The organism is Streptomyces fodineus, assembly GCF_001735805.1.
Lineage (GTDB): Bacteria > Actinomycetota > Actinomycetes > Streptomycetales > Streptomycetaceae > Streptomyces > Streptomyces fodineus.
In genome coordinates this window covers 8,026,860-8,045,404 of sequence record NZ_CP017248.1, presented here as the reverse complement: position 1 = coordinate 8,045,404, position 18,545 = coordinate 8,026,860, and the positions used below count along the sequence as shown (strand labels likewise).

Below are 18,545 nucleotides of genomic sequence, written 5' to 3'. Positions count from 1 at the left end.
GCCCTATCGTGACCGGCATGCAGTCCTACACGATCGGCCAGGCGGCGCGGCTGCTCGGCGTGAGCCCGGACACCGCCCGCCGCTGGGCCGACGCGGGCCGGGTGGCGACCCATCGCGACGAGGCCGGGCGCCGGCTCATCGATGGCAGGGACCTCGCCGCGTTCTCGGTCGAACTGGCCAAGGCGGGCGGCGGCGAGGAGGACGCCTCGTACACGTCCGTGCGCAACGCCTTCCCCGGCATCGTCACGGCGATCAAGCTCGGTGACGTCGCCGCCCAGGTGGAGATCCAGGCGGGCCCGCACAGGCTGGTCTCGCTGCTCACCCGGGAGGCCGTGGAGGAACTGGGCCTGGAGGTCGGCATGGAGGCCACCGCGCGCGTGAAGTCCACCAACGTGCACATCGACCGCGTCTGACCCGCACGCCCCTGCCCTCACCGGCAGAGCAGCGCCGCCCACAGGTCGAGCCGGTCCCGCAGCCGGGACAGGTCGCGCCCGGTGAGCCGCTCGATGCGTTCCGCCCGGTAGTGCACGGTGTTGACGTGCAGATGCAACTCCTGGGCCGTACGCGCCCAGGAGCCGTCGCAGGCCAGGAAGGTCTCCAGGGTGCTCAGCAGGACGGCCATGGCAGGCCGGCCGGTGTCCAGCAGCGGGCCGAGGACCGTATGGCTGAAGGCGGCGCGTACGTCGGCCGGCACCCCCGTGAGCAGCGCGTCGGGGCCGGCGAGGGAGCGGGCGTCGGTGAGCCGGGAGGCGTCGGGCGCGCGGCTGCGGGCCGAGGCGAGGGCGTAACGGGCCTGGGCCAGCGCGCCGCCCAGATCCTCGGCTCCCGCCGCGGACGCGCAGATGCCGCCGTGCAGCACGAGGCCGGGAGCGCAGTCGGCGACCAGCGGCCAGACCTCCTGCGCCCAGCCGTCCGGCCCACCGGACAGCACCGCGAAGGCACACCCGTCCGGCAACCGCCCCACGGCCGCCGCAACGGCCGGAGTCCCCTCGCCGGCACTGCGGTCGACACCCCCGGCGCCGATCGCCTCCGCCCCGGCATCAGCGGCACCTCCGCCACCCGCCTCCCCCACCAGATGCCCCGCCACCTCCGTCAACGCGCTCTCGGCGAGCAGCACTTCGCTCTGCCCCGGCTCCCGCGCCACCACATCCGCGACGATCACCTGGTACAGCCCCGTCTCCGGCAGCCCGCACCGGCGCAGCGCCGCCCGCACCGTGCCGTCCTCCCGCCCACCCGCGGCGGCGAGCAGCGCACCGAGCTCGTCCACAGCGCGCGCCCCGGCCGCCGGGCGCCGGGCGCCGTCCTCCTGGCAGTGCGCCAGGACGGCGGCGACCTCGTGCAGCATGCGCGGCGGGGCGCCGTCGGGATCGGGCAGGTACAACAGCCGGCGCCCGTAGGGCGACAGGCCGCCGGCGTCGACGGATGCGGTGACCCCGGACCCGTCGGCGACGAGCGCGACCGCCTCCCGCGCGGGCACGGCCGGGGCGCCCGCCGTGGCCGCGACCGTCCGCCCCGAGGGGGTGAGGACATACGCGGTGGTCCCGCCGAGGTGGGCGAAGGCCGCGGCGAGCACGGCGTCCGGCCCGGCCTCCTGCGCGAGCAGCCGGCTCAGCCGCACGCGGGTGTTCTCCGGCAGCACGTGATGCCGGCTCAGCCCGCCCCACTGGCGCAGATAGACGGTGTCCGTGATGGACCGGAACATGATGTGCGCCGGAACCCCGGCCACCGGCACCCGGTGCCGTTCGCACGCCTCGATGAGGTCGTCCGGCACGCTGCCGTGGGTCTCCTCGCCCGCGAGCAGCGCGGCGGCCCCCGCGTCCTTCAGCGCCGAGACGAATCGCTCCGCCCTGCCGGAGCCACCCTCGGGCGTCCACCACACGAGTCCGCTGAGCACCAGTTCGCCGGGCCGCACGAACCGGGCCGGGTCCTCCAGGTCCGTGACGGTCACTCCGCTGATTTCACGCCTCAGCAGCGCGTCCTGCGCCCACAGCAGGCGCAGGCCGAGGGAGGCGTCCTCCAGGAGGTGTTCGACGTGCATGTGCTGGCTCCTCGTACGGCTGCCGGACGGCGAGGCGAACCCCCGGCGTATCGCATTCGCTAGGCGAGTATGAGATGAAGCATCGTAAATGCAAGCCTTCGGAAGCGGAATGCCTCTTGGTGGATCCTCCAGTGGCGACGGCCGCGGCCTCGGGGTTTCCGTGCTCCGAACCAGTCGTCCGGCCCGGATCCCGCTGATTCACTTTCGGCCATGGACCTGAACACGGTGGCCGAGATACGGGACGCCGGACGGCCCGCGCCCCGACGCCCCGGGGACGCCTGGCTCGGCGGCGGGACGTACCTGTTCTCCGAGCCCCAGCCGCATCTGCGGCGCCTGGTGGACCTGCGCCGGATGGGCTGGACACCCGTGCAACGCCACGCGGACGGCTCGCTGGAGCTCGCCGCCACCTGCACCATCGCCGAACTGTCCCGCCGCGCTCGGGACTTGCTCGCTCCCGCGGCGCCGCTGTTCGAGCAGTGCTGCCGGGCGTTCCTCGCCTCGTTCAAGATCTGGAACATGGCCACCGTCGGCGGGAACCTCTGCAACGGTCTGCCGGCCGGCCCGATGATCTCCCTCACGGCCGCGCTCGACGGAGAGTGCCTGCTCATCGCCCGGCAGCCGGCGCCGGGTCCGCGTCACCGACTTCATCACCGGCGCGGGCCGCAAGGACCTCGCCGAGGGCGAACTCCTGCGCTCGGTCACCCTGCCCGCCCGCGCCCTGGCCTGCCGTACGGCGTTCCGGCAGACCTCGCTGTACGGCCTCGGCCGCTCGGCCGCCCTGCTCATCGGCACGCTCGACCCGGTGGACCAGTCCTTCGCGATCACCGTCACGGCCGCCACGGTCCGCCCGGTGCGGCTGTGGTTCCCGCTGCCCCAGACGGCCGAGGTGCTGCGCACGGCGATCGCGGGGGCCGTCGGGGACGACGAGTGGTTCGACGACATCCACGGACTGCCCGAGTGGCGGTCGGCCTGGAGCCGGCCGCCGACGGGCACTTCGGCGGCACCCCGCGCTCGGTCGCCTTCAACGCGCACTGGTTCCGGGCGGCGGTCGATCCCGGCACCGGCGAGATCCGCATCCTGCGCAGTGTGCACGCGGCCGACGCCGGCAAGGTGATGAACCCGATGCAGTGCCGTGGCCAGGTCGAGGGCGGGGTCGCCCAGGCGCTCGGTGCCACACTCTTCGAGCGGGTCCTGCTGGACGAGCGGGGCGCGGTCGACACGGCCGCCTTCCGCCGCTACCGGCTCCCGCAGTACGCCGACGTGCCGCGCACCGAGGCGCACTTCATGGAGACCGCCGACGCGATCGGCCCGCTGGGCGCCAAGTCGATGAGCGAGAGCCCGTTCAACCCGGTCGCCCCGGCTCTGGCGAATGCCCTGCGGGACGCCACCGGCGTGCGGTTCACCGAGGTGCCGCTGCTGCGTGACCGGGTGTGGCGGCAGCTGGAGCGCCACAGCGGTAGCCGCCGTCCACCCGGATCGCCGTGATCCCGCTGATGTGCCGGGCCCCGCACCGGTCCTGCGGGAGGACCAGCTGGGGTCCGGCGGCGTCCAGCGGGGTGTCGTCGATGCGCACGCCCAGCAGGACGGGCGCGTCCGCGAAGTCCGGGTCGATCTCGGCCCAGGACAGCACCGCGTGGTGGCCGTCGGTGCCGGTGACGGAGATGAGGAAGCGCAGCCGGTCCTTGCGTCGCGCCGGGTCGAAGCCGGGCCCCGCGTCGGCGAGCACGTCGTACAGGCGCGGACCGGCGAACCGGTGGTGCTGGATGCCGCTGGTCGCGCACTCGAAGCTGACGTCCGCGCGGTGCTGCGGCCAGCGGAGCAGATCCGGCACGGTCAGGCGGGCGGGCCGGGCCAGATCGCCGGTCAGGACGAGTTCCACGAGCGTCACCTGCGACCACCTCCCGCAGCACGGTACCCGCCGCGACGCGCCATGCAAACGCACATGCAAGCTACAAGTCACAAGTTCGCAGCTCATGCGATGCGACAGGAGACTTACAGGTGGCAGATGCGGCAGTATCATCGCCGCACGGCCGGTGCTCCCGGCTGTGACAGGGCGCGACAGTCGTTCCACAGAACCCGAGGAGTAGATCCGTGATGACCCGTTCCGTGCGCCGGACCCGGCGAATGCTGCAGGTGGCCGGCGCGGGAGCCGCAGCCCTGATGGCACTCAGCGCCTGCTCCTCCTCGTCGACGTCGTCCGACTCGTCGGCCACCAAGTCGGACAAGTCGAGCTCCGCCTCGCCGAAGCTGTCCGGCGACGTCACCGTGTTCGCCGCCGCCTCGCTGAAGGAGAGCTTCTCGACCCTGGGCAAGGAGTTCGAGAAGCAGCACCCGGGCACCCACGTCAACTTCAACTTCGGCGGCAGCGACAGCCTCGCCGCGAGCATCACCGGCGGTGCCCCGGCCGACGTGTTCGCCGCCGCCAGCCCCAAGACCATGAAGATCGTGACGGACAAGAAGGACGCGACCGGCACCCCGGCCGTCTTCGTCCGCAACCAGCTGGAGATCGCCACCGTGCCGGGCAACCCGCACAAGGTGGCCTCCCTGAAGGACCTCACCAAGCCCGGCCTGAAGATCGTGCTGTGCGACAAGACCGTGCCGTGCGGCGCCGCCGCCCAGAAGGCCCTGGACGCCAGCCACCTGAAGCTCACCCCGGCCTCCTACGAGCAGGACGTCAAGGGCGCCCTGAACAAGGTGGAGCTGAAGGAGGCGGACGCCGCGGTTGTCTACAAGACCGATGTGAAGTCCGCGGGTGGCAAGGTGGAGGGCGTGGAGTTCCCCGAGTCCGCCAAGGCGATCAACGACTACCCGATCGTCCTGCTGAAGAACGCGCCGAACGCCGGGACCGCGAAGGCGTTCATCGCCCTCGTGCAGTCCGCCGAGGGCCAGAACGTGCTGAGCGGGGCCGGGTTCCTCAAGCCGTGACCTCGCTCCACAAGCCCGGCGCCGCGACCGGTCCCCGCACGGACCGGCCGCGGCGCCGCCGCGTCGGCACGGGGGGCCGACGTGGTGTGCCGTTGCCGCTGCTGCTGCCGGGCCTGCTGGCGCTGGCGTTCCTGCTGCTGCCGCTGGTCGCGCTGCTCATCCGCGCGCCCTGGCGCAGCCTGCCGGGCCGGCTGTCCAGCACGGAGGTGTGGCAGGCGCTCCAGCTCTCCCTGGTCAGCGCCACGGCGGCAACGGCCGTAAGCCTCGTCCTGGGCGTGCCGCTCGCCTGGCTGCTGGCCCGTACGGACTTCCCCGGCCGGGGGTTGGTACGGGCCCTGGTCACCCTGCCCCTCGTGCTGCCGCCGGTGGTCGGCGGCGTCGCGCTGCTGCTGGCCCTCGGCCGCAACGGGGTGATCGGCAAATGGCTGGACGCCTGGTTCGGGATCACGCTGCCGTTCACCACCGCCGGGGTCGTGATCGCGGAGGCGTTCGTCGCGATGCCGTTCCTGGTCATCAGCGTCGAGGGCACCCTGCGCGCGGCGGACCCGCGCTTCGAGGAGGCGGCGACCACGCTCGGCGCGTCCCGCTTCACCGCGTTCCGCCGGGTCACCCTGCCGCTGATCGCGCCCGGCATCGCGGCGGGCGCGGTCCTGGCCTGGGCCCGCGCACTCGGCGAGTTCGGCGCGACGATCACCTTCGCGGGCAACTTCCCCGGCCGCACCCAGACCATGCCCCTCGCGGTCTACCTGGCCCTGCAGAACGACCCCGACGCCGCCGTCTCCCTCAGCCTGGTCCTGCTGACGGTGTCGATCGCCGTGCTGGCGGGGTTGCGAGACCGTTGGATGACGACATCATGACGAACGCCCGCCTCACATCCGCCGACGGCGGCGAAACCCCACCGGGCCCGCCCGCCCCCACCCCCGCAGCCGCCGCGCAACCCCCACACGAACCGGCGCCACCAGCAACCACCAACGCCTCCGAACCACACCGACCATCCACCCCCACACCCGCCGACGGGGCTGAAGGCCGCCGACCGACCACACCCACGCCCGCCGACAGGGCTGACCGCCGCCGACCGACCACACCCACGCCCGCATCCGACGCCGCATCCCGAGGACGGTCCGTAGCGGCATCCGCCGAGGGCGTTGAACCCCGCCGACCGACCACGACCACGCCCGCAGACGGGGCTGAACCGCGCCGACCGTCCACACCCACGCCCGCCGACGCCACCACACCCCACGGACCGTCCACACCAGCGTCCGCCGACGCCCCGGCAACCCACCGCCCGTCCGCACCCACACCCCCCGGCACCACCGCACCCCGCGGGCCTTCCGCGTCCGCAGCCGCCAACGGCGCAGAACCCCCACCCGGGCCCCCCGCACTCGCGTCCGCCAACGACCCCGTGCCCTCCCGCCCGTCCACACCGACGCCGGCCAACGCCGCCGCACCCCGCCAACCGTCCGCACCCGCAGCCGCCGACGGCGCCGCACCCCCGCAGGGGCCACCCGCACGCGGCGACGAAAGCCGCACGGATGGTGCGGGTGGGAACCCGAAGGCGGCCGAAGGCGAGCCGCACCCGACCACCGGCCTGGACGCACACCTGGTCGTCGACCGCCCCCCATTCCGCCTGGACGTGACCCTCACCGCCGCCCCCGGAGACGTCGTCGCCCTCCTCGGCCCCAACGGCGCCGGCAAGAGCACAGCCCTGCGCACCCTCGCCGGACTCACCCCGCTCACCGACGGTCACCTACGCCTGGACGGCACCGCGCTGGACCGCACTCCCCCGGAGTCCCGCCCGGTCGGCGTGGTCTTCCAGGACTACCTTCTCTTCCCGCACCTGTCCGCCCTGGACAACGTCGCCTTCGGCCCCCGCTGCCAGGGCGCGAGCAAGGCCGAGGCCCGCGCGCAGGCGGCGGCCTGGCTGGACCGCATGGGCCTGGCCGACCACGCCGCCGCCAGACCGCGCCGCCTCTCCGGCGGGCAGGCCCAGCGCGTGGCGCTCGCCCGCGCCCTGGCCACCCACCCCCGGCTGCTGCTCCTGGACGAGCCGCTGGCCGCCCTGGACGCCCGCACCCGTCTGGAGGTCCGCGCCCAACTACGCCGCCACCTCGCCGAGTTCGAGGCGGTCGCCGTCCTGGTCACGCACGACCCGCTGGACGCCATGGTGCTCGCGGACCGGCTGGTCGTCATAGAGCACGGCCGGGTCGTCCAGGAGGGCACCCCCGCCGACATCGCCCGCCATCCGCGCACCGACTACATCGCCCAGCTCGTCGGCCTCAACCTCTACCGCGGCCAGGCGGCCGGCCACACGGTACGACTCGACGCGGGACCCGACATCACCACCACGGAAGACCTGTCCGGCCCGGTCTTCGTGGCGTTCCCGCCCAGCGCCGTCACCCTGTTCCGGGACCGGCCCACCGGCGCCAGCGCCCGTAACCTCTGGCGCTGCGAGGTGGCCGGCCTGGAGACGCACGGCGACCAGATCCGCGCCGACCTCACCGGCGAACTCCCCCTCGCCGCGGACCTGACCACGGTCGCCGCGGCCGACCTGGAGCTGCACCCGGGCGCCGCTGTCTGGGCGACGGTCAAAGCGACGCAGACCCACGCATACCCGGCGTGAACGGGCTGGCGCTCTACCGTGGATGCCCATGACCCTGAGCATCCGCAACCAGCTGTCCGGCACCGTCACAGAGGTCCAGCAAGGCGAGGCCATGGCCACCGTCAAGCTCCGTCTGAACGGCGGCCAGCACCTCATGGCGGCCATCACCAAGGAGTCCGCCGACGACCTGGCCCTCGCCCCCGGCTCGCCCGTCCAGGCACTGGTGAAGTCGACCGAGGTCTCCCTGGCCACCCGTCGGGTCGAGGGCCTGTCGATCCGCAACCAGCTTCCCGGCGCGGTCACCGGCCTCACCACCGGCGCCGTCATGGCCTCCGTGAAGATCTCCGTCGACGGCGGCGAACTGACCGCGGCGATCACCAAGGACGCGGTCGCCGACCTCGGCCTCTTCGTGGGCTCCGACGTGATCGCCCTCATCAAGGCGACCGAGGTGGCGCTGGCGACGGCCTGACACGGCGAGGGCCCCGCCCGGAAACCGGACGGGGCCCCACCGACCACCGCTCGCTCAGTCCTCGTACGCGTCCAGCGGCGGGCAGGAGCACACCAGGTTGCGGTCGCCGAAGGCCTGGTCGATACGGCGGACCGGCGGCCAGTACTTGTCGGCGGCCGAGACACCGGCCGGGAAGACGGCGTCCTCACGGCTGTAGGCGTGCGCCCACTCACCGCCGAGCGCGGCCGCGGTGTGCGGAGCGTTCCGCAGCGGGTTGTCCTCGGCCGGCCACTCGCCCGAGCCGACCTTCTCGATCTCCGCATGAATGGCGATCATCGCGTCGCAGAACCGGTCCAGCTCGATGATGTCCTCCGACTCGGTCGGCTCGATCATCAGCGTGCCGGCCACCGGGAAGGACATGGTGGGCGCGTGGAAGCCGTAGTCGATCAGCCGCTTGGCCACGTCGTCCACGCTGACGCCGGTCGCCTTGGTCAGCGGGCGCAGGTCGATGATGCACTCGTGCGCGACCAGGCCGCCGGGGCCGGTGTAGAGCACCGGGAAGTGCGGCTCCAGGCGCTTGGCGATGTAGTTCGCCGAGAGCACCGCCACCTGGGTGGCACGCTTGAGGCCCTCGCCGCCCATCAGGCGGACGTACGCCCACGAGATCGGCAGGATGCCCGCGCTGCCCCACGGTGCCGCGGAGATCGGACCGACGCCCGTCTTCGGACCGGCCTCCGGCTGGAGCGGGTGGTTCGGCAGGTACGGCGCCAGGTGCGAGCGGACCCCGACCGGGCCGACGCCGGGGCCGCCGCCGCCGTGCGGGATGCAGAAGGTCTTGTGCAGGTTCAGGTGCGAGACGTCACCGCCGAAGTGGCCCGGCTTGGCGAGGCCGACCAGGGCGTTGAGGTTGGCGCCGTCGACGTACACCTGACCGCCGGCCTCGTGCACCTGGGCGCAGATGTCGGCGACGTGCTCCTCGAACACGCCGTGCGTCGACGGGTAGGTGATCATCAGCACCGCCAGCTCGTCGCGGTACTGCTCGATCTTGGCGCGCAGGTCCTCGACGTCGATCTCGCCGTCCTCGGCGGTCTTGACGACGACGACCTTCATGCCGGCCATCACGGCGCTGGCCGCGTTGGTGCCGTGCGCGGAGGACGGGATCAGGCAGACGGTGCGCTGCTCGTCGCCGTTGGCGCGGTGGTAGCCGCGTACGGCGAGCAGACCGGCCAGCTCGCCCTGCGAACCGGCGTTCGGCTGCAGGGAGACCTTGTCGTAGCCGGTGACCTCGGCGAGACGTTCCTCCAGCTCGCGGATGAGGGTGAGATAGCCCTCGGCCTGCTCGGCGGGGGCGAAGGGGTGCAGCTGGCCGAACTCGGGCCAGGTGACCGGCTCCATCTCCGTGGTCGCGTTGAGCTTCATGGTGCAGGAGCCCAGCGGGATCATGCCGCGGTCGAGCGCGTAGTCGCGGTCGGCCAGCCTGCGCAGGTAGCGCAGCATCGCGGTCTCGGAGCGGTACTGGTGGAAGACCGGGTGGGTGAGGTAGGCGTCGGTGCGCAGCAGCGCCTCGGGGAGGGTGTCCTCGGCGGTGGCCTCCAGCGCCTCGATGTCGCCCTCGATACCGAAGGCCGACCACACGGCGGCCAGCTGGGCCCGCTTGGTGGTCTCGTCGCAGGCCAGGGAGACATGGTCGGCGTCGACCGGGAGGAGGTTGACCCCGTTCTTCCGGGCGGCGGCGACGATCTCGGCGGCCCTGCCGGGCACGCGCGCGGTGACGGTGTCGAAGAAGGCGCGGTGGACGATCTCGACGCCGGCGGCCTTCAGCCCCTCGGCGAGGATCGTGGCGTACCGGTGCGTCCGCCGGGCGATGGTCTTGAGCCCCTCCGGCCCGTGGTAGACGGCGTACATGCCGGCCATCACGGCGAGCAGCACCTGAGCGGTGCAGATGTTGCTGGTCGCCTTCTCCCGGCGGATGTGCTGCTCACGGGTCTGCAGCGCCAGCCGGTAGGCCTTGTTGCCGTCGGCGTCGACGGAGACGCCCACGAGGCGGCCGGGCAGGCTGCGCGCGAACTTCTCGCGCACGGCCATGTAGCCGGCGTGCGGACCGCCGAAGCCCATCGGCACACCGAAGCGCTGGGTGGTGCCGACGGCGATGTCCGCGCCCAGCTCGCCCGGCGAGGTCAGCAGGGTCAGCGCGAGCAGGTCGGCGGCGACGGTGACCAGGGCGCCCAGCTCGTGCGCTTGGTCGATGACCGGCTTGATGTCCCGTACGGCACCGGAGGCGCCCGGGTACTGGATCAGCACGCCGTTGATCTCACGCGCGGCGATGTCGGCCGGGATGCCCGCGCTGAGGTCGGCGACGACGACCTCCACACCGGTCGGTTCCGCTCGCGTCTCGATCACGGCGATGGTCTGCGGCAGCGCGTCCGCGTCGACCAGGAACAGGCCCTTCTTGTTCTTGCCCATGCGCAGGGAGAGCGCCATCGCCTCGGCGGCGGCCGTGCCCTCGTCGAGCAGGGAGGCACCCGAGGTGGGCAGACCGGTGAGGTCGGCGACCACGGTCTGGAAGTTCAGCAGGGCCTCGAGCCGCCCCTGGGAGATCTCCGGCTGGTACGGCGTGTAGGCCGTGTACCAGGCCGGGTTCTCCATGACGTTGCGCAGGATGACCGGCGGCGTGAACGTCCCGTAGTACCCCAGTCCGATCATGGAATCGAGGACCTGGTTACGGTCGGCGAGCGAGCGCAGTTCGGCCAGCACCTCGGCCTCGGTGCGGGCGCCCGGCAGGTCCAGGGCATCAGCGTTCTTGATCACATCCGGGACCGCTGCGGCGGTCAGCTCGTCCAGCGAGCCGTAGCCGACCTGCGCGAGCATCTTGGCCCGCGCCTCCTGGTCGGGCCCGATGTGGCGCTGCTCGAACGGGATGCCCTCTTCGAGCTCCGAGAGCGGGATGCGGTGGGCGGTCATTGCGGAGGCCTCCTGGTCTGACGCGACCTTCGAAGGGCACCACGGCGTGGGTGCCCCGACGGCCTCCCCCTCTGTCATCTCAACCTGAGAGCTTCACCGGGTATGCCCCGGCTTTCACCGTCGGTGAGGGCGGGAGCCGTCGACCCCCGCCCTGCTTTCCAGAGTGACCTCGTCCGTGCGGTACGTGAGCCTGAGAGATTCCGGGGAGGATTTGCTCCTTCGGCGCCTCCGAGGTGGTCGGAGGACTCTCCCGCACGGGGTCAACAGCCGCTGTCAGCCTACCAGCGGGGTCAACGCCCGAGCCCTCGAGTGGCCGCCTCCCTGAATGTGCTCTTTTGTAGTGGTTACGGATGAGTTGCGACCACGTGGAGGGAGAGGGACCGTGCAGACCGAGATCGATCCGCGCAACCTGATCGGCCGCAAGGCGTTCGACCGCAATGGCACCAAGATAGGCACCATCGACGAGGTCTACCTCGACGACGCGACCGGCGTGCCCGAGTGGGCGGCGATACGCACCGGTCTGTTCTCCCGCGACGCCTTCGTCCCCCTGGAACCCAGCGAACTGGTCGAGGGCTCCCTCCGCGTCCCCTTCGACCGCGCCCTGATCAAGGACGCCCCCGACTTCGGCGTGGGCCGCCACCTCTCCCCGGAACAGGAACTCCAGCTCTACCACCACTACGGCCTGGACGTGGCCTCACCCCCCTCGGCCCCGGACCACGACTTCGGCAAGCTGGCCGGGTCGGAAGAGACGTGATCGACCAACGGCAACGGATCAGCGGCATCCAGCGCGGGATCCCCGACCAAGAACGTCCGCACCCTCCCCGGAGGGGACTGCGGCGTCTCGAACCGCACCGTCACCCGTCCCAGACCGCTGCCCTGCACCCACCCATGCCCGTACTCCGTGTGCCGTATGTCCTGCCCTGCACGCCACTGGCGTTCCACCGGCTCCGGCCGCTCCGCGACGGCCTCCACCTCACCCTTGTCCGGCTCCGCCGCCGGCGGCGATGGCATCGCCTGAGCGAACAGGTCCTCCTGGGTGTAGTCCGCGAGCCCGGACACCCCCACGCCCAGCAGCCGTACCCCACCCGTGGTGTCCACGGAGTCCAGCAGCCGCGCGGCCGCCTCCCGCACGACCGCCGGATCGTCCGTGGGCCCTCTGAGCGTCTCGGAGCGGGTCAGGGTCGAGAAGTCGTACCTGCGCACCTTCAGCACGATGGTCCGCCCCGACAGCCCGGCCCCGCGCAGCCGCCCCACGCACCGGTCGGCGAGCCGCTGCACCTCCAGTCCGATCCGCAGCCGGTCATGGATGTCCACGTCATAGGTGTCCTCGACGGACACCGACTTCGCCTCGCGCTCGGCCACCACGGGCCGCTCGTCGTGGGCCAGGGCCATGGCGTACAGCGCGTGCCCATGGGCCTTGCCCACCAGCCGGACCAGTTCGTCCTCACCCGCCTCGGCCAGCTCCTCGACCGTCGTGATCCCGGCTCTGCGCAGATGGTCCCCGGTGGCCGGCCCGACCCCGGGCAGGGTCCGCACCGGCATGGGGCCGAGCAGAGCCCGCTCGGTGCCGGGCTCGATGAGCACCAGGCCGTCCGGCTTGGCCTGCTCGGAGGCGATCTTGGCGAGCATTTTGGAGGCGGCCAGCCCCACGGACCCGGTGAGCCCCGTGACCGCCCGGATGTCCGCGCGCAGCTTGATCCCGGCCAGCCGCGCCGACTCCTCGTCCCAGGCCGTCCCGCCGGCTTCCAGGTCCACGAACGCCTCGTCCAGGCTGAGCGGCTCCACCAGCGGCGACAGCTCCCGCAGCAGCGCCATCACCTGCTCGCTGATCGCCCGGTACACGGTGAAGCGCGGCACCAGATACGCGGCGTTGGGTGCCAACCGGCGTGCCTGGGCCATGGGCATCGCCGAATGGACTCCGAAGATCCGCGCCTCGTACGACGCGGTGGCCACCACCCCGCGCGGTCCGAGCCCGCCCACGACGACCGCCTTCCCGCGCAGGCTCGGCTTGGATGCCTGCTCCACGGAGGCGTAGAAGGCATCCATGTCGAGATGCAGGATCGTGGGCGCGTTTCTCACATCTCCGATGCTGCACCACGGCACTGACAATGCCCGGCCCCGACAGGACCGGGTCAGGCTCCAGGGACGGTGTCAGACCACAGGAGCGAGGTCAGACCGCCCGGTTGCGCCGCCGCGCCAGCTCGTCCGCCGGGTTGTGCCCGACCAGGGTCTCGCCGGTGTCGATGCGCTCGCCGTGCAGCTGGGAGAGCGCGCTTTCCACGTCCCGCCACACCACGCCGACGGCGATCCCGAAGATGCCCTGGCCGCCCTGGAGCAGGGCGTGGACCTCGTCCGGCGAGGTGCACTCGTACACCGTGGCGCCGTCGCTCATCAGCGTCATCCGCTCCAGGTCGCGGAAACCGCGTTCCCTGAGGTGCTGGACGGCCGTGCGGATGTTCTGCAGCGAGACCCCGGTGTCCAGGAACCGCTTCACGATCTTCAGGACGACGACGTCCCGGAAGCTGTACAGCCGCTGCGTACCCGACCCGTAGGCGGGCCGCACGCTCGGCTCGACCAGGCCGGTGCGCGCCCAGTAGTCGAGCTGCCGGTAGGTGATACCCGCGGCCGCGCAGGCCGTCGGTCCGCGGTAGCCGATCTGCTCCGCCGTCATGGACGCCGCCCCTCCGCCGTTCGGCACCACCGTCGGCCGCTGCGGAGCGTGATCCACCGCGCTGCTGTGAACCGGGTACGGACCGCTCTCCCCGAAACCGCGCACGGGAGCACCCCCAGCCGTACCGTCGCCGCTGGTTCTCACGCCGACCTCCGTCCTTGACCTGCCTTCTCGACGGTAGGCAGTCACCAGGGGTGCGTCAACGATCGCCACACTCGGCACGCCGAGTGATAATCACCCAAGGAGTGGTTTCCCGTGCCCCACCGCGGGGAAAGGCTAGCCGAATGCGCTCGCGGGAAGCCGTAGGACGCTCTCAATGGCCGGTGGCATTTGCCCGCACACCGGGCGTCCGCGCTCACCGGCCGCTCACGCTCACTGGCTGCTGGTACCGAAGTCCTCGGGCGAGATCTGGTCGAGGAACTCGCGGAACTTCTCCACCTCGTCCTCCTGCTCGTCCGGAATGGCGATGCCCGCGTCATCCAGCACCGTGTCACTGCCGTAGATCGGCGTTCCGGTGCGCAGGGCCAGCGCTATGGCATCGGAGGGACGGGCACTGACCTCGACCCCGCTGGCGAAAACCAGCTCCGCGTAGAAGACGCCTTCCCGCAGATCGGTGATGCGTACTTCGGTCAGCTCCTGGCCGACGGCCTCCAGCACGTCCTTGAACAGGTCGTGGGTCAGCGGCCTGGCAGGAGCCATGCCCTGCTGGGCGAACGCGATCGCCGTCGCCTCCCCCGGCCCGATCCAGATGGGGAGGTAACGGTCGCCTCCCACTTCGCGCAGGAGCACGATCGGTTGGTTGGAGGGCATTTCGACCCGGACACCTACGACATCGAGCTCGTTCACACAGCAACCCTAGGCCGTGCTCGGGACGTTTGGGTAGTCGGGCCGGGAACAGGTGGCCGATCCGGCCGCTCACCGCCCCTGCTGTTCAGGGCAGCCTTACCCCGAGAGCGGTCTGTACCAGTGCCGCGTGCAGCTTCACCGTGAGCGCCGCCAGCTCCTTCGTACGGGCCTCGGCATGTGCCCTGGTCTGGGGGTTGCGATGGCGCTTGAGCGGGGCCACCACCTGGTCGACGAGACCGGCCTCACGGTCGGCGGCGGCCTTCATCACCCGAAGATGGCGTGGCTCGATCCCGAACCGGCCCAGTTCGGTGACGAGCGAGGCCACGGTGACCGCCTCGGCGTCGTACGCCCCGTCCTCCAGGGGAGCGATGAGCCCGTACGACTCCCACTCCTTCAGCTCGCCCTCGTCGATGGCCGCCGCCGCCAGCAGCTCGGCCCTGCCGACCCGCGCCACCGTGGGCGCCAGGGACGGCTCCGGGAGGTCCTCCGTCGCGCGCTGACGCCCCACGACGGGCAGCTGGACGGCCTCGCCCCGTTCCATGGCCTCCAGGTGCTCACGGATCACCTTGAGCGGCAGATAGTGGTCCCGCTGCATCCTCAGCACATGGGCCAGGCGCTCGACATCCTTGGCACTGAACTTGCGGTACCCCGACGGGGTCCGCTGCGGCTCGATGAGCCCCTCGGACTCCAGGAAACGGATCTTGGAGATGGTGACTTCGGGGAACTCGTCGCGCAGCGTGTTCAGTACCGTGCCGATGCTCATCAGCCCGCTGTCCCTGGCGGCGGTACCGCTTCGGGCACCGCCGCTCGGTGTGTGAAGCATGGACCTTCCCTGGGAGTCCCCCCGGACACCGGTCCGGGGGCGGGTCAGATGCCCTGCCGGCTCGCGTAGAACACCAGCCGGTACTTGCCGATCTGCACCTCGTCACCGTTGGACAGAGCGACCTGGTCGATCCGCTCGCGGTTGACGTACGTGCCGTTCAGGCTGCCCACGTCGGCCACCGTGAACGAGCCGTCCGGGGAGCGCCGGAACTCCACATGCCGGCGCGAGACCGTGACGTCGTCCAGGAAGATGTCGCTCTGCGGGTGACGGCCGGCCGTGGTCAGGTCGCTGTCGAGGAGGAAACGGCTGCCCGAGTTCGGGCCCCGGCGCACCACCAGCAGCGCCGAGCCCATCGGCAGCGCATCCACCGCGGCCTGCGCCTCCGGCGACAGCATCGGCATCTGCGTCTGACCGGTGACCTCGGAGTCGTAGGCCTCGAGGCCGGAGATCGAGATCGTGGACGTCGTCTCGGAGGCACGCTCCGGCGCCACTCCGGGGCGCAGCGGCGCGCCACAGTTGGAGCAGAAGCGGGCGTTCTCCGCGTTGCGGTTACCGCACCTCGTACACACCAGGACCGACATGGACGGATCCTCCTGCGGCTGCCCCGCCGGGGCGTTGGACGCGTACGGACCGGAGGCGAACCCTCCACCCGTACCTGAGGTTGACGGTTGCCCGAAACCTATGCCGCCGGACTGGGCAGGGTCAACCGACGCCCCGCCCTGACCTCCGGAAATGTCACCGCCCGGACCAGCGACCTGGTCCCGGAACAGCGGGCGCTGACCCTCCGCGTCGGGCTGCGCGCGGTGCCGAGCGGTCGCGTTGTCGCTGCCCTCTCGCGCGCTCTTGCCGAACAACTTCGCAAACAACTTCACGGGCGATTCCCCTTGACCGAAACAGACCCGCCCGTGGGGCAGGACGAACCCTGATTGCCTACACCGGCAGAGCCGGACATTCTCACAACGTCCGTATCCACCAGACAGTTTCCACCACGCACCACCCCTTCGATGCGCCGACCCCCCGCAACCTCATGCCCCTGCCTGACGTCCCCCATGCACCACCGGTTCACTGGGAGGACGACCGAGCGTAGTCAGGCCGCTTCGCCTGTCGCAAGGCATCCACGACGATCTTGTCCGACTGCTCGACCGAGACCGTGGCCTGCTCCTTCTCCAGCGTCTGCACCACGCCTCCCGGGATGTTCAGCGCGGGCTCCAGGTCCTGCGGCTTGCCGATGACCTGGAAACGATAGGGAGCGTTGATCTTGTTCCCGTCGACGCCGACGCCGTTACCGGAATCGGTGAAGTAGGTGCCTGCCACCACCCGTATCCCGTTGACCTCGATCGCCTCCGCACCGGCCGCGCGCAACTCCTGGATCGCGTCGAGCAGCATGTCCGCCTTGACCGTCCCCTTCGTGTCCTCGATCGTCATCGTGATGCCGGGACCCTGCGCCGCCACGGTGCCCGCCAGGATGCCGAGTTGTTTCTCCTTCTCGGCCGTCTGCTTGCGCGCCTCCGCGGCCTGGTCGGAGCTGCTCTGCAGTTCCGACCGCTGCTTTTCGAGTCCCTGCTTCTCGTCCTCAAGACGCTGAGTGCGCGAATCCAGTTCATCGAGGATGCGCACCAGATCTTCCTGGCGTGCCCCACGCAGCGCGCTGTCGGTGCCGGTGTTGGACGCCACCTGCACGGCCAGGCCGAAACCGAGACTGAACAGGAGCACTGCCACGATGAGTTGGGCCCGGGTGAACCGCGGCGGCCACAGGCCCTTGATCAGCCGCTGCCGGCCGGTCAGCGGCTCCTGCGTCTTCTGCTCGGGTGCCGGCTCAGGTGCCCGCGCGGGCATCTCCTCGGGCAGTTCCCTGCGCAGCCTGTTCTCCGGCTGCTCCGGCTGCTCCGGCTGCTCTTTCGACTCGTTCTGCTCGCTCATCGGTCTCACGCCCGGAACACGTGCCGCCGGATCGCCGCGGCGTTGGAGAAGATCCGGATGCCGAGGACCACCACGACACCCGTGGACAGCTGCGCGCCCACACCCAACTTGTCACCCAGGAAAACGATCAGGGCGGCGACGACCACGTTCGACAGGAACGACACCACGAAGACCTTGTCGTCGAAGATGCCGTCGAGCATGGCCCGCAGACCGCCGAAGACGGCGTCCAGCGCCGCGACGACGGCGATCGGCAGGTAAGGCTCGACGACCGCCGGAACCTCGGGCCGGACCAACAGGCCGGCCACGACTCCCACGACGAGGCCCAGTACGGCGATCACGATGTGCCCTTCTCAGTCTTCTCGGTGCTCGGCTGTGCTGTACGTACGATCACGCTCGGTGCGGCGGGCAACCGTACGTCGCCCTGCGCGGAGATGGTGGCGCGGATGCCGAAATTCTGCTCCAGGGCCTGCAGATACAGACCGTCGGCACTGTTCTGGAACCCGCTGCTCAACCGTTCCGCCTTCCCCACCGCCAGCACCGTGTACGGCGGCACCAGCGGCCTGTTGTCGACCAGTATCGCGTCTCCCGCGGCCCTGATCGCGGACAGGGAGGTCAGCCGCTGCCCGTTGATGGAGATCGCCTCCGCACCGGACTCCCACAGCCCGTTGACCACGCGCTGCATGTCCCGGTCGCGGACCCGGCCGGTGTCGGAGAACCCCGAGGTCTCCCGCGGATTGGTGCCGTCGCCGCCGGTGCTGGCCTCCTTGGCATCGTTCACGACCAGCTTGACGCCCGGCCCGTGGACCGCGGTGGCACCCGACAGCACGTCCACCAGGTCCGCCTGCGTGCTGCCGCCGCTCGACTTCATCGCCGCCCGCTGGCGCGCGCTGACGTCGTCCCGGAGCTTGTCGACGGAGCTCTCCAGTTTGTCCGCGGTCGCGGTCTCGCTGTCGACGCGGTCGATCAGCTCCTGGCGCTCCTTGGCCACCACGGGCGCCGCCGCCCGCGTCTGTGCCGCCCCGACGGTCACGACCAGCGCCGCGAGGACGAGGCCGGCCGCGAGGCCCAGCTTCGCCCTCAGGGTCTTGGGCAGCCCGCGCTCGCCGTCGGACTTCTTCCGGGCGGCGGCCTCGGCGTAGCCGTCGTCGAGGCTGTGATCCATGACGTTGGTGATCAACGACATGGAGGCGTCCGGGCGCTGCGGCCGCGTGGGGCTGCTCCGAACGGGGGGTTGCTGCGGCATGCCGCACATCGTCGCATGTCGCGACCCATTACTCCGAACGGCCCCACCGGCGTGCCGGACAGGCCCCCTTG

17 protein-coding genes, 2 pseudogenes and 1 riboswitch are annotated in these 18,545 nt (G+C 71.4%); of the genes and pseudogenes, 8 read left to right on the top strand and 11 right to left on the bottom strand.

The features are described 5' to 3' along the window. Window positions 1-17 precede the first annotated feature (17 nt). Window positions 18-413 carry a TOBE domain-containing protein gene (locus BFF78_RS34805; RefSeq protein WP_069783985.1) on the top strand — a complete coding sequence of 132 codons (396 nt, stop codon included), beginning with the start codon at window positions 18-20 and terminating at the stop codon, window positions 411-413. Between the two features lie 17 nt (window positions 414-430). On the opposite strand, the gene BFF78_RS34800 is transcribed toward BFF78_RS34805, so the two are convergent. After that, entirely contained in the window at window positions 431-2,038 is a 1,608-nt protein-coding gene (locus BFF78_RS34800) for a helix-turn-helix domain-containing protein (protein ID WP_069782081.1), read from the bottom strand. A gap of 210 nt (window positions 2,039-2,248) precedes the next feature. Between BFF78_RS34800 and BFF78_RS43940 the strand changes: the two are divergent. Both BFF78_RS43940 and BFF78_RS34795 read left to right on the top strand, forming a co-directional pair. Next, window positions 2,249-3,002, top strand: a pseudogene (locus BFF78_RS43940) (FAD binding domain-containing protein); the annotation flags it as partial. Then, window positions 2,999-3,523: pseudogene (locus BFF78_RS34795) on the top strand (molybdopterin cofactor-binding domain-containing protein); the annotation flags it as partial. The pseudogenes BFF78_RS43940 and BFF78_RS34795, both read left to right, overlap by 4 nt. Here BFF78_RS34795 and BFF78_RS34790 read toward each other — a convergent pair. Continuing rightward, the gene (locus BFF78_RS34790; RefSeq protein ID WP_069782079.1) at window positions 3,438-3,926 is read right to left on the bottom strand and encodes a molybdopterin-dependent oxidoreductase; all 489 of its coding nucleotides are present in this window, start codon (window positions 3,924-3,926) and stop codon (window positions 3,438-3,440) included. The pseudogene BFF78_RS34795 and the gene BFF78_RS34790 overlap by 86 nt on opposite strands. A gap of 206 nt (window positions 3,927-4,132) precedes the next feature. Here BFF78_RS34790 and modA point away from each other — a divergent pair, with 206 nt between their 5' ends. The 4 genes from modA (at window position 4,133) to BFF78_RS34770 (ending at window position 8,031) form a co-directional block, all read left to right on the top strand. Further along, the gene (gene modA, locus BFF78_RS34785; protein ID WP_069782078.1) at window positions 4,133-4,963 is read left to right on the top strand and encodes a molybdate ABC transporter substrate-binding protein; all 831 of its coding nucleotides are present in this window, start codon (window positions 4,133-4,135) and stop codon (window positions 4,961-4,963) included. After that, the gene (gene modB, locus BFF78_RS34780) at window positions 4,960-5,820 is read left to right on the top strand and encodes a molybdate ABC transporter permease subunit (protein WP_069782077.1); all 861 of its coding nucleotides are present in this window, start codon (window positions 4,960-4,962) and stop codon (window positions 5,818-5,820) included. The genes modA and modB overlap by 4 nt, the downstream gene beginning before the upstream one ends. A 731-nt stretch (window positions 5,821-6,551) precedes the next feature. Further along, window positions 6,552-7,583, top strand: coding sequence for an ABC transporter ATP-binding protein (locus BFF78_RS34775; protein WP_069783984.1), 1,032 nt, complete (start codon window positions 6,552-6,554; stop codon window positions 7,581-7,583). Between the two features lie 28 nt (window positions 7,584-7,611). Further along, window positions 7,612-8,031 (top strand): TOBE domain-containing protein, encoded by a 420-nt coding sequence (locus BFF78_RS34770; protein ID WP_069782076.1) that lies wholly within the window; start codon window positions 7,612-7,614, stop codon window positions 8,029-8,031. Between the two features lie 54 nt (window positions 8,032-8,085). Here BFF78_RS34770 and gcvP read toward each other — a convergent pair whose 3' ends face one another. Beyond that, a complete protein-coding gene (gene gcvP / locus BFF78_RS34765; protein WP_069782075.1) occupies window positions 8,086-10,971 on the bottom strand; it encodes an aminomethyl-transferring glycine dehydrogenase in 2,886 nt (961 codons plus the stop codon). Window positions 10,972-11,139: 168 nt separating this feature from the next. Beyond that, window positions 11,140-11,234, bottom strand: a riboswitch (glycine riboswitch). A 119-nt stretch (window positions 11,235-11,353) separates the two neighbouring features. Here gcvP and BFF78_RS34760 point away from each other — a divergent pair. Further along, window positions 11,354-11,725: a PRC-barrel domain-containing protein gene (locus BFF78_RS34760; RefSeq protein WP_069782074.1), complete on the top strand. Its 372-nt coding sequence runs from the start codon at window positions 11,354-11,356 to the stop codon at window positions 11,723-11,725. Here the strand turns inward: BFF78_RS34760 and BFF78_RS34755 are convergent. The 8 genes from BFF78_RS34755 to BFF78_RS34720 form a co-directional block, all read right to left on the bottom strand. Further along, window positions 11,647-13,050, bottom strand: coding sequence for a DNA polymerase IV (locus tag BFF78_RS34755; RefSeq protein WP_069782073.1), 1,404 nt, complete (start codon window positions 13,048-13,050; stop codon window positions 11,647-11,649). The two genes, BFF78_RS34760 and BFF78_RS34755, sit on opposite strands and share 79 nt — an antisense overlap. 91 nt (window positions 13,051-13,141) lie before the next feature. Continuing rightward, window positions 13,142-13,786, bottom strand: coding sequence for a MerR family transcriptional regulator (locus tag BFF78_RS34750; RefSeq protein WP_079161594.1), 645 nt, complete (start codon window positions 13,784-13,786; stop codon window positions 13,142-13,144). 228 nt (window positions 13,787-14,014) lie between these two features. Next, on the bottom strand, window positions 14,015-14,488 hold the full coding sequence (locus tag BFF78_RS34745; RefSeq protein WP_026253112.1) for a bifunctional nuclease family protein: 474 nt from the start codon (window positions 14,486-14,488) through the stop codon (window positions 14,015-14,017). An 85-nt stretch (window positions 14,489-14,573) separates the two neighbouring features. Then, window positions 14,574-15,311, bottom strand: a complete 738-nt coding sequence (gene ftsR / locus BFF78_RS34740; protein WP_069782071.1) for a transcriptional regulator FtsR — start codon at window positions 15,309-15,311, stop codon at window positions 14,574-14,576. Between the two features lie 44 nt (window positions 15,312-15,355). Beyond that, window positions 15,356-16,183 carry an FHA domain-containing protein gene (locus tag BFF78_RS43935; RefSeq protein WP_193433597.1) on the bottom strand — a complete coding sequence of 276 codons (828 nt, stop codon included), beginning with the start codon at window positions 16,181-16,183 and terminating at the stop codon, window positions 15,356-15,358. Window positions 16,184-16,373: 190 nt separating this feature from the next. Next, complete coding sequence (locus tag BFF78_RS34730) at window positions 16,374-17,231, bottom strand: DUF881 domain-containing protein (protein ID WP_069782069.1); 858 nt, start codon at window positions 17,229-17,231, stop codon at window positions 16,374-16,376. Between the two features lie 5 nt (window positions 17,232-17,236). Continuing rightward, window positions 17,237-17,569 (bottom strand): small basic family protein, encoded by a 333-nt coding sequence (locus BFF78_RS34725; RefSeq protein WP_003988855.1) that lies wholly within the window; start codon window positions 17,567-17,569, stop codon window positions 17,237-17,239. Beyond that, window positions 17,566-18,483 carry a DUF881 domain-containing protein gene (locus tag BFF78_RS34720; protein ID WP_099054987.1) on the bottom strand — a complete coding sequence of 306 codons (918 nt, stop codon included), beginning with the start codon at window positions 18,481-18,483 and terminating at the stop codon, window positions 17,566-17,568. Before BFF78_RS34720 ends, BFF78_RS34725 begins: the two co-directional genes overlap by 4 nt. Between the last annotated feature and the right edge of the window lie 62 nt (window positions 18,484-18,545).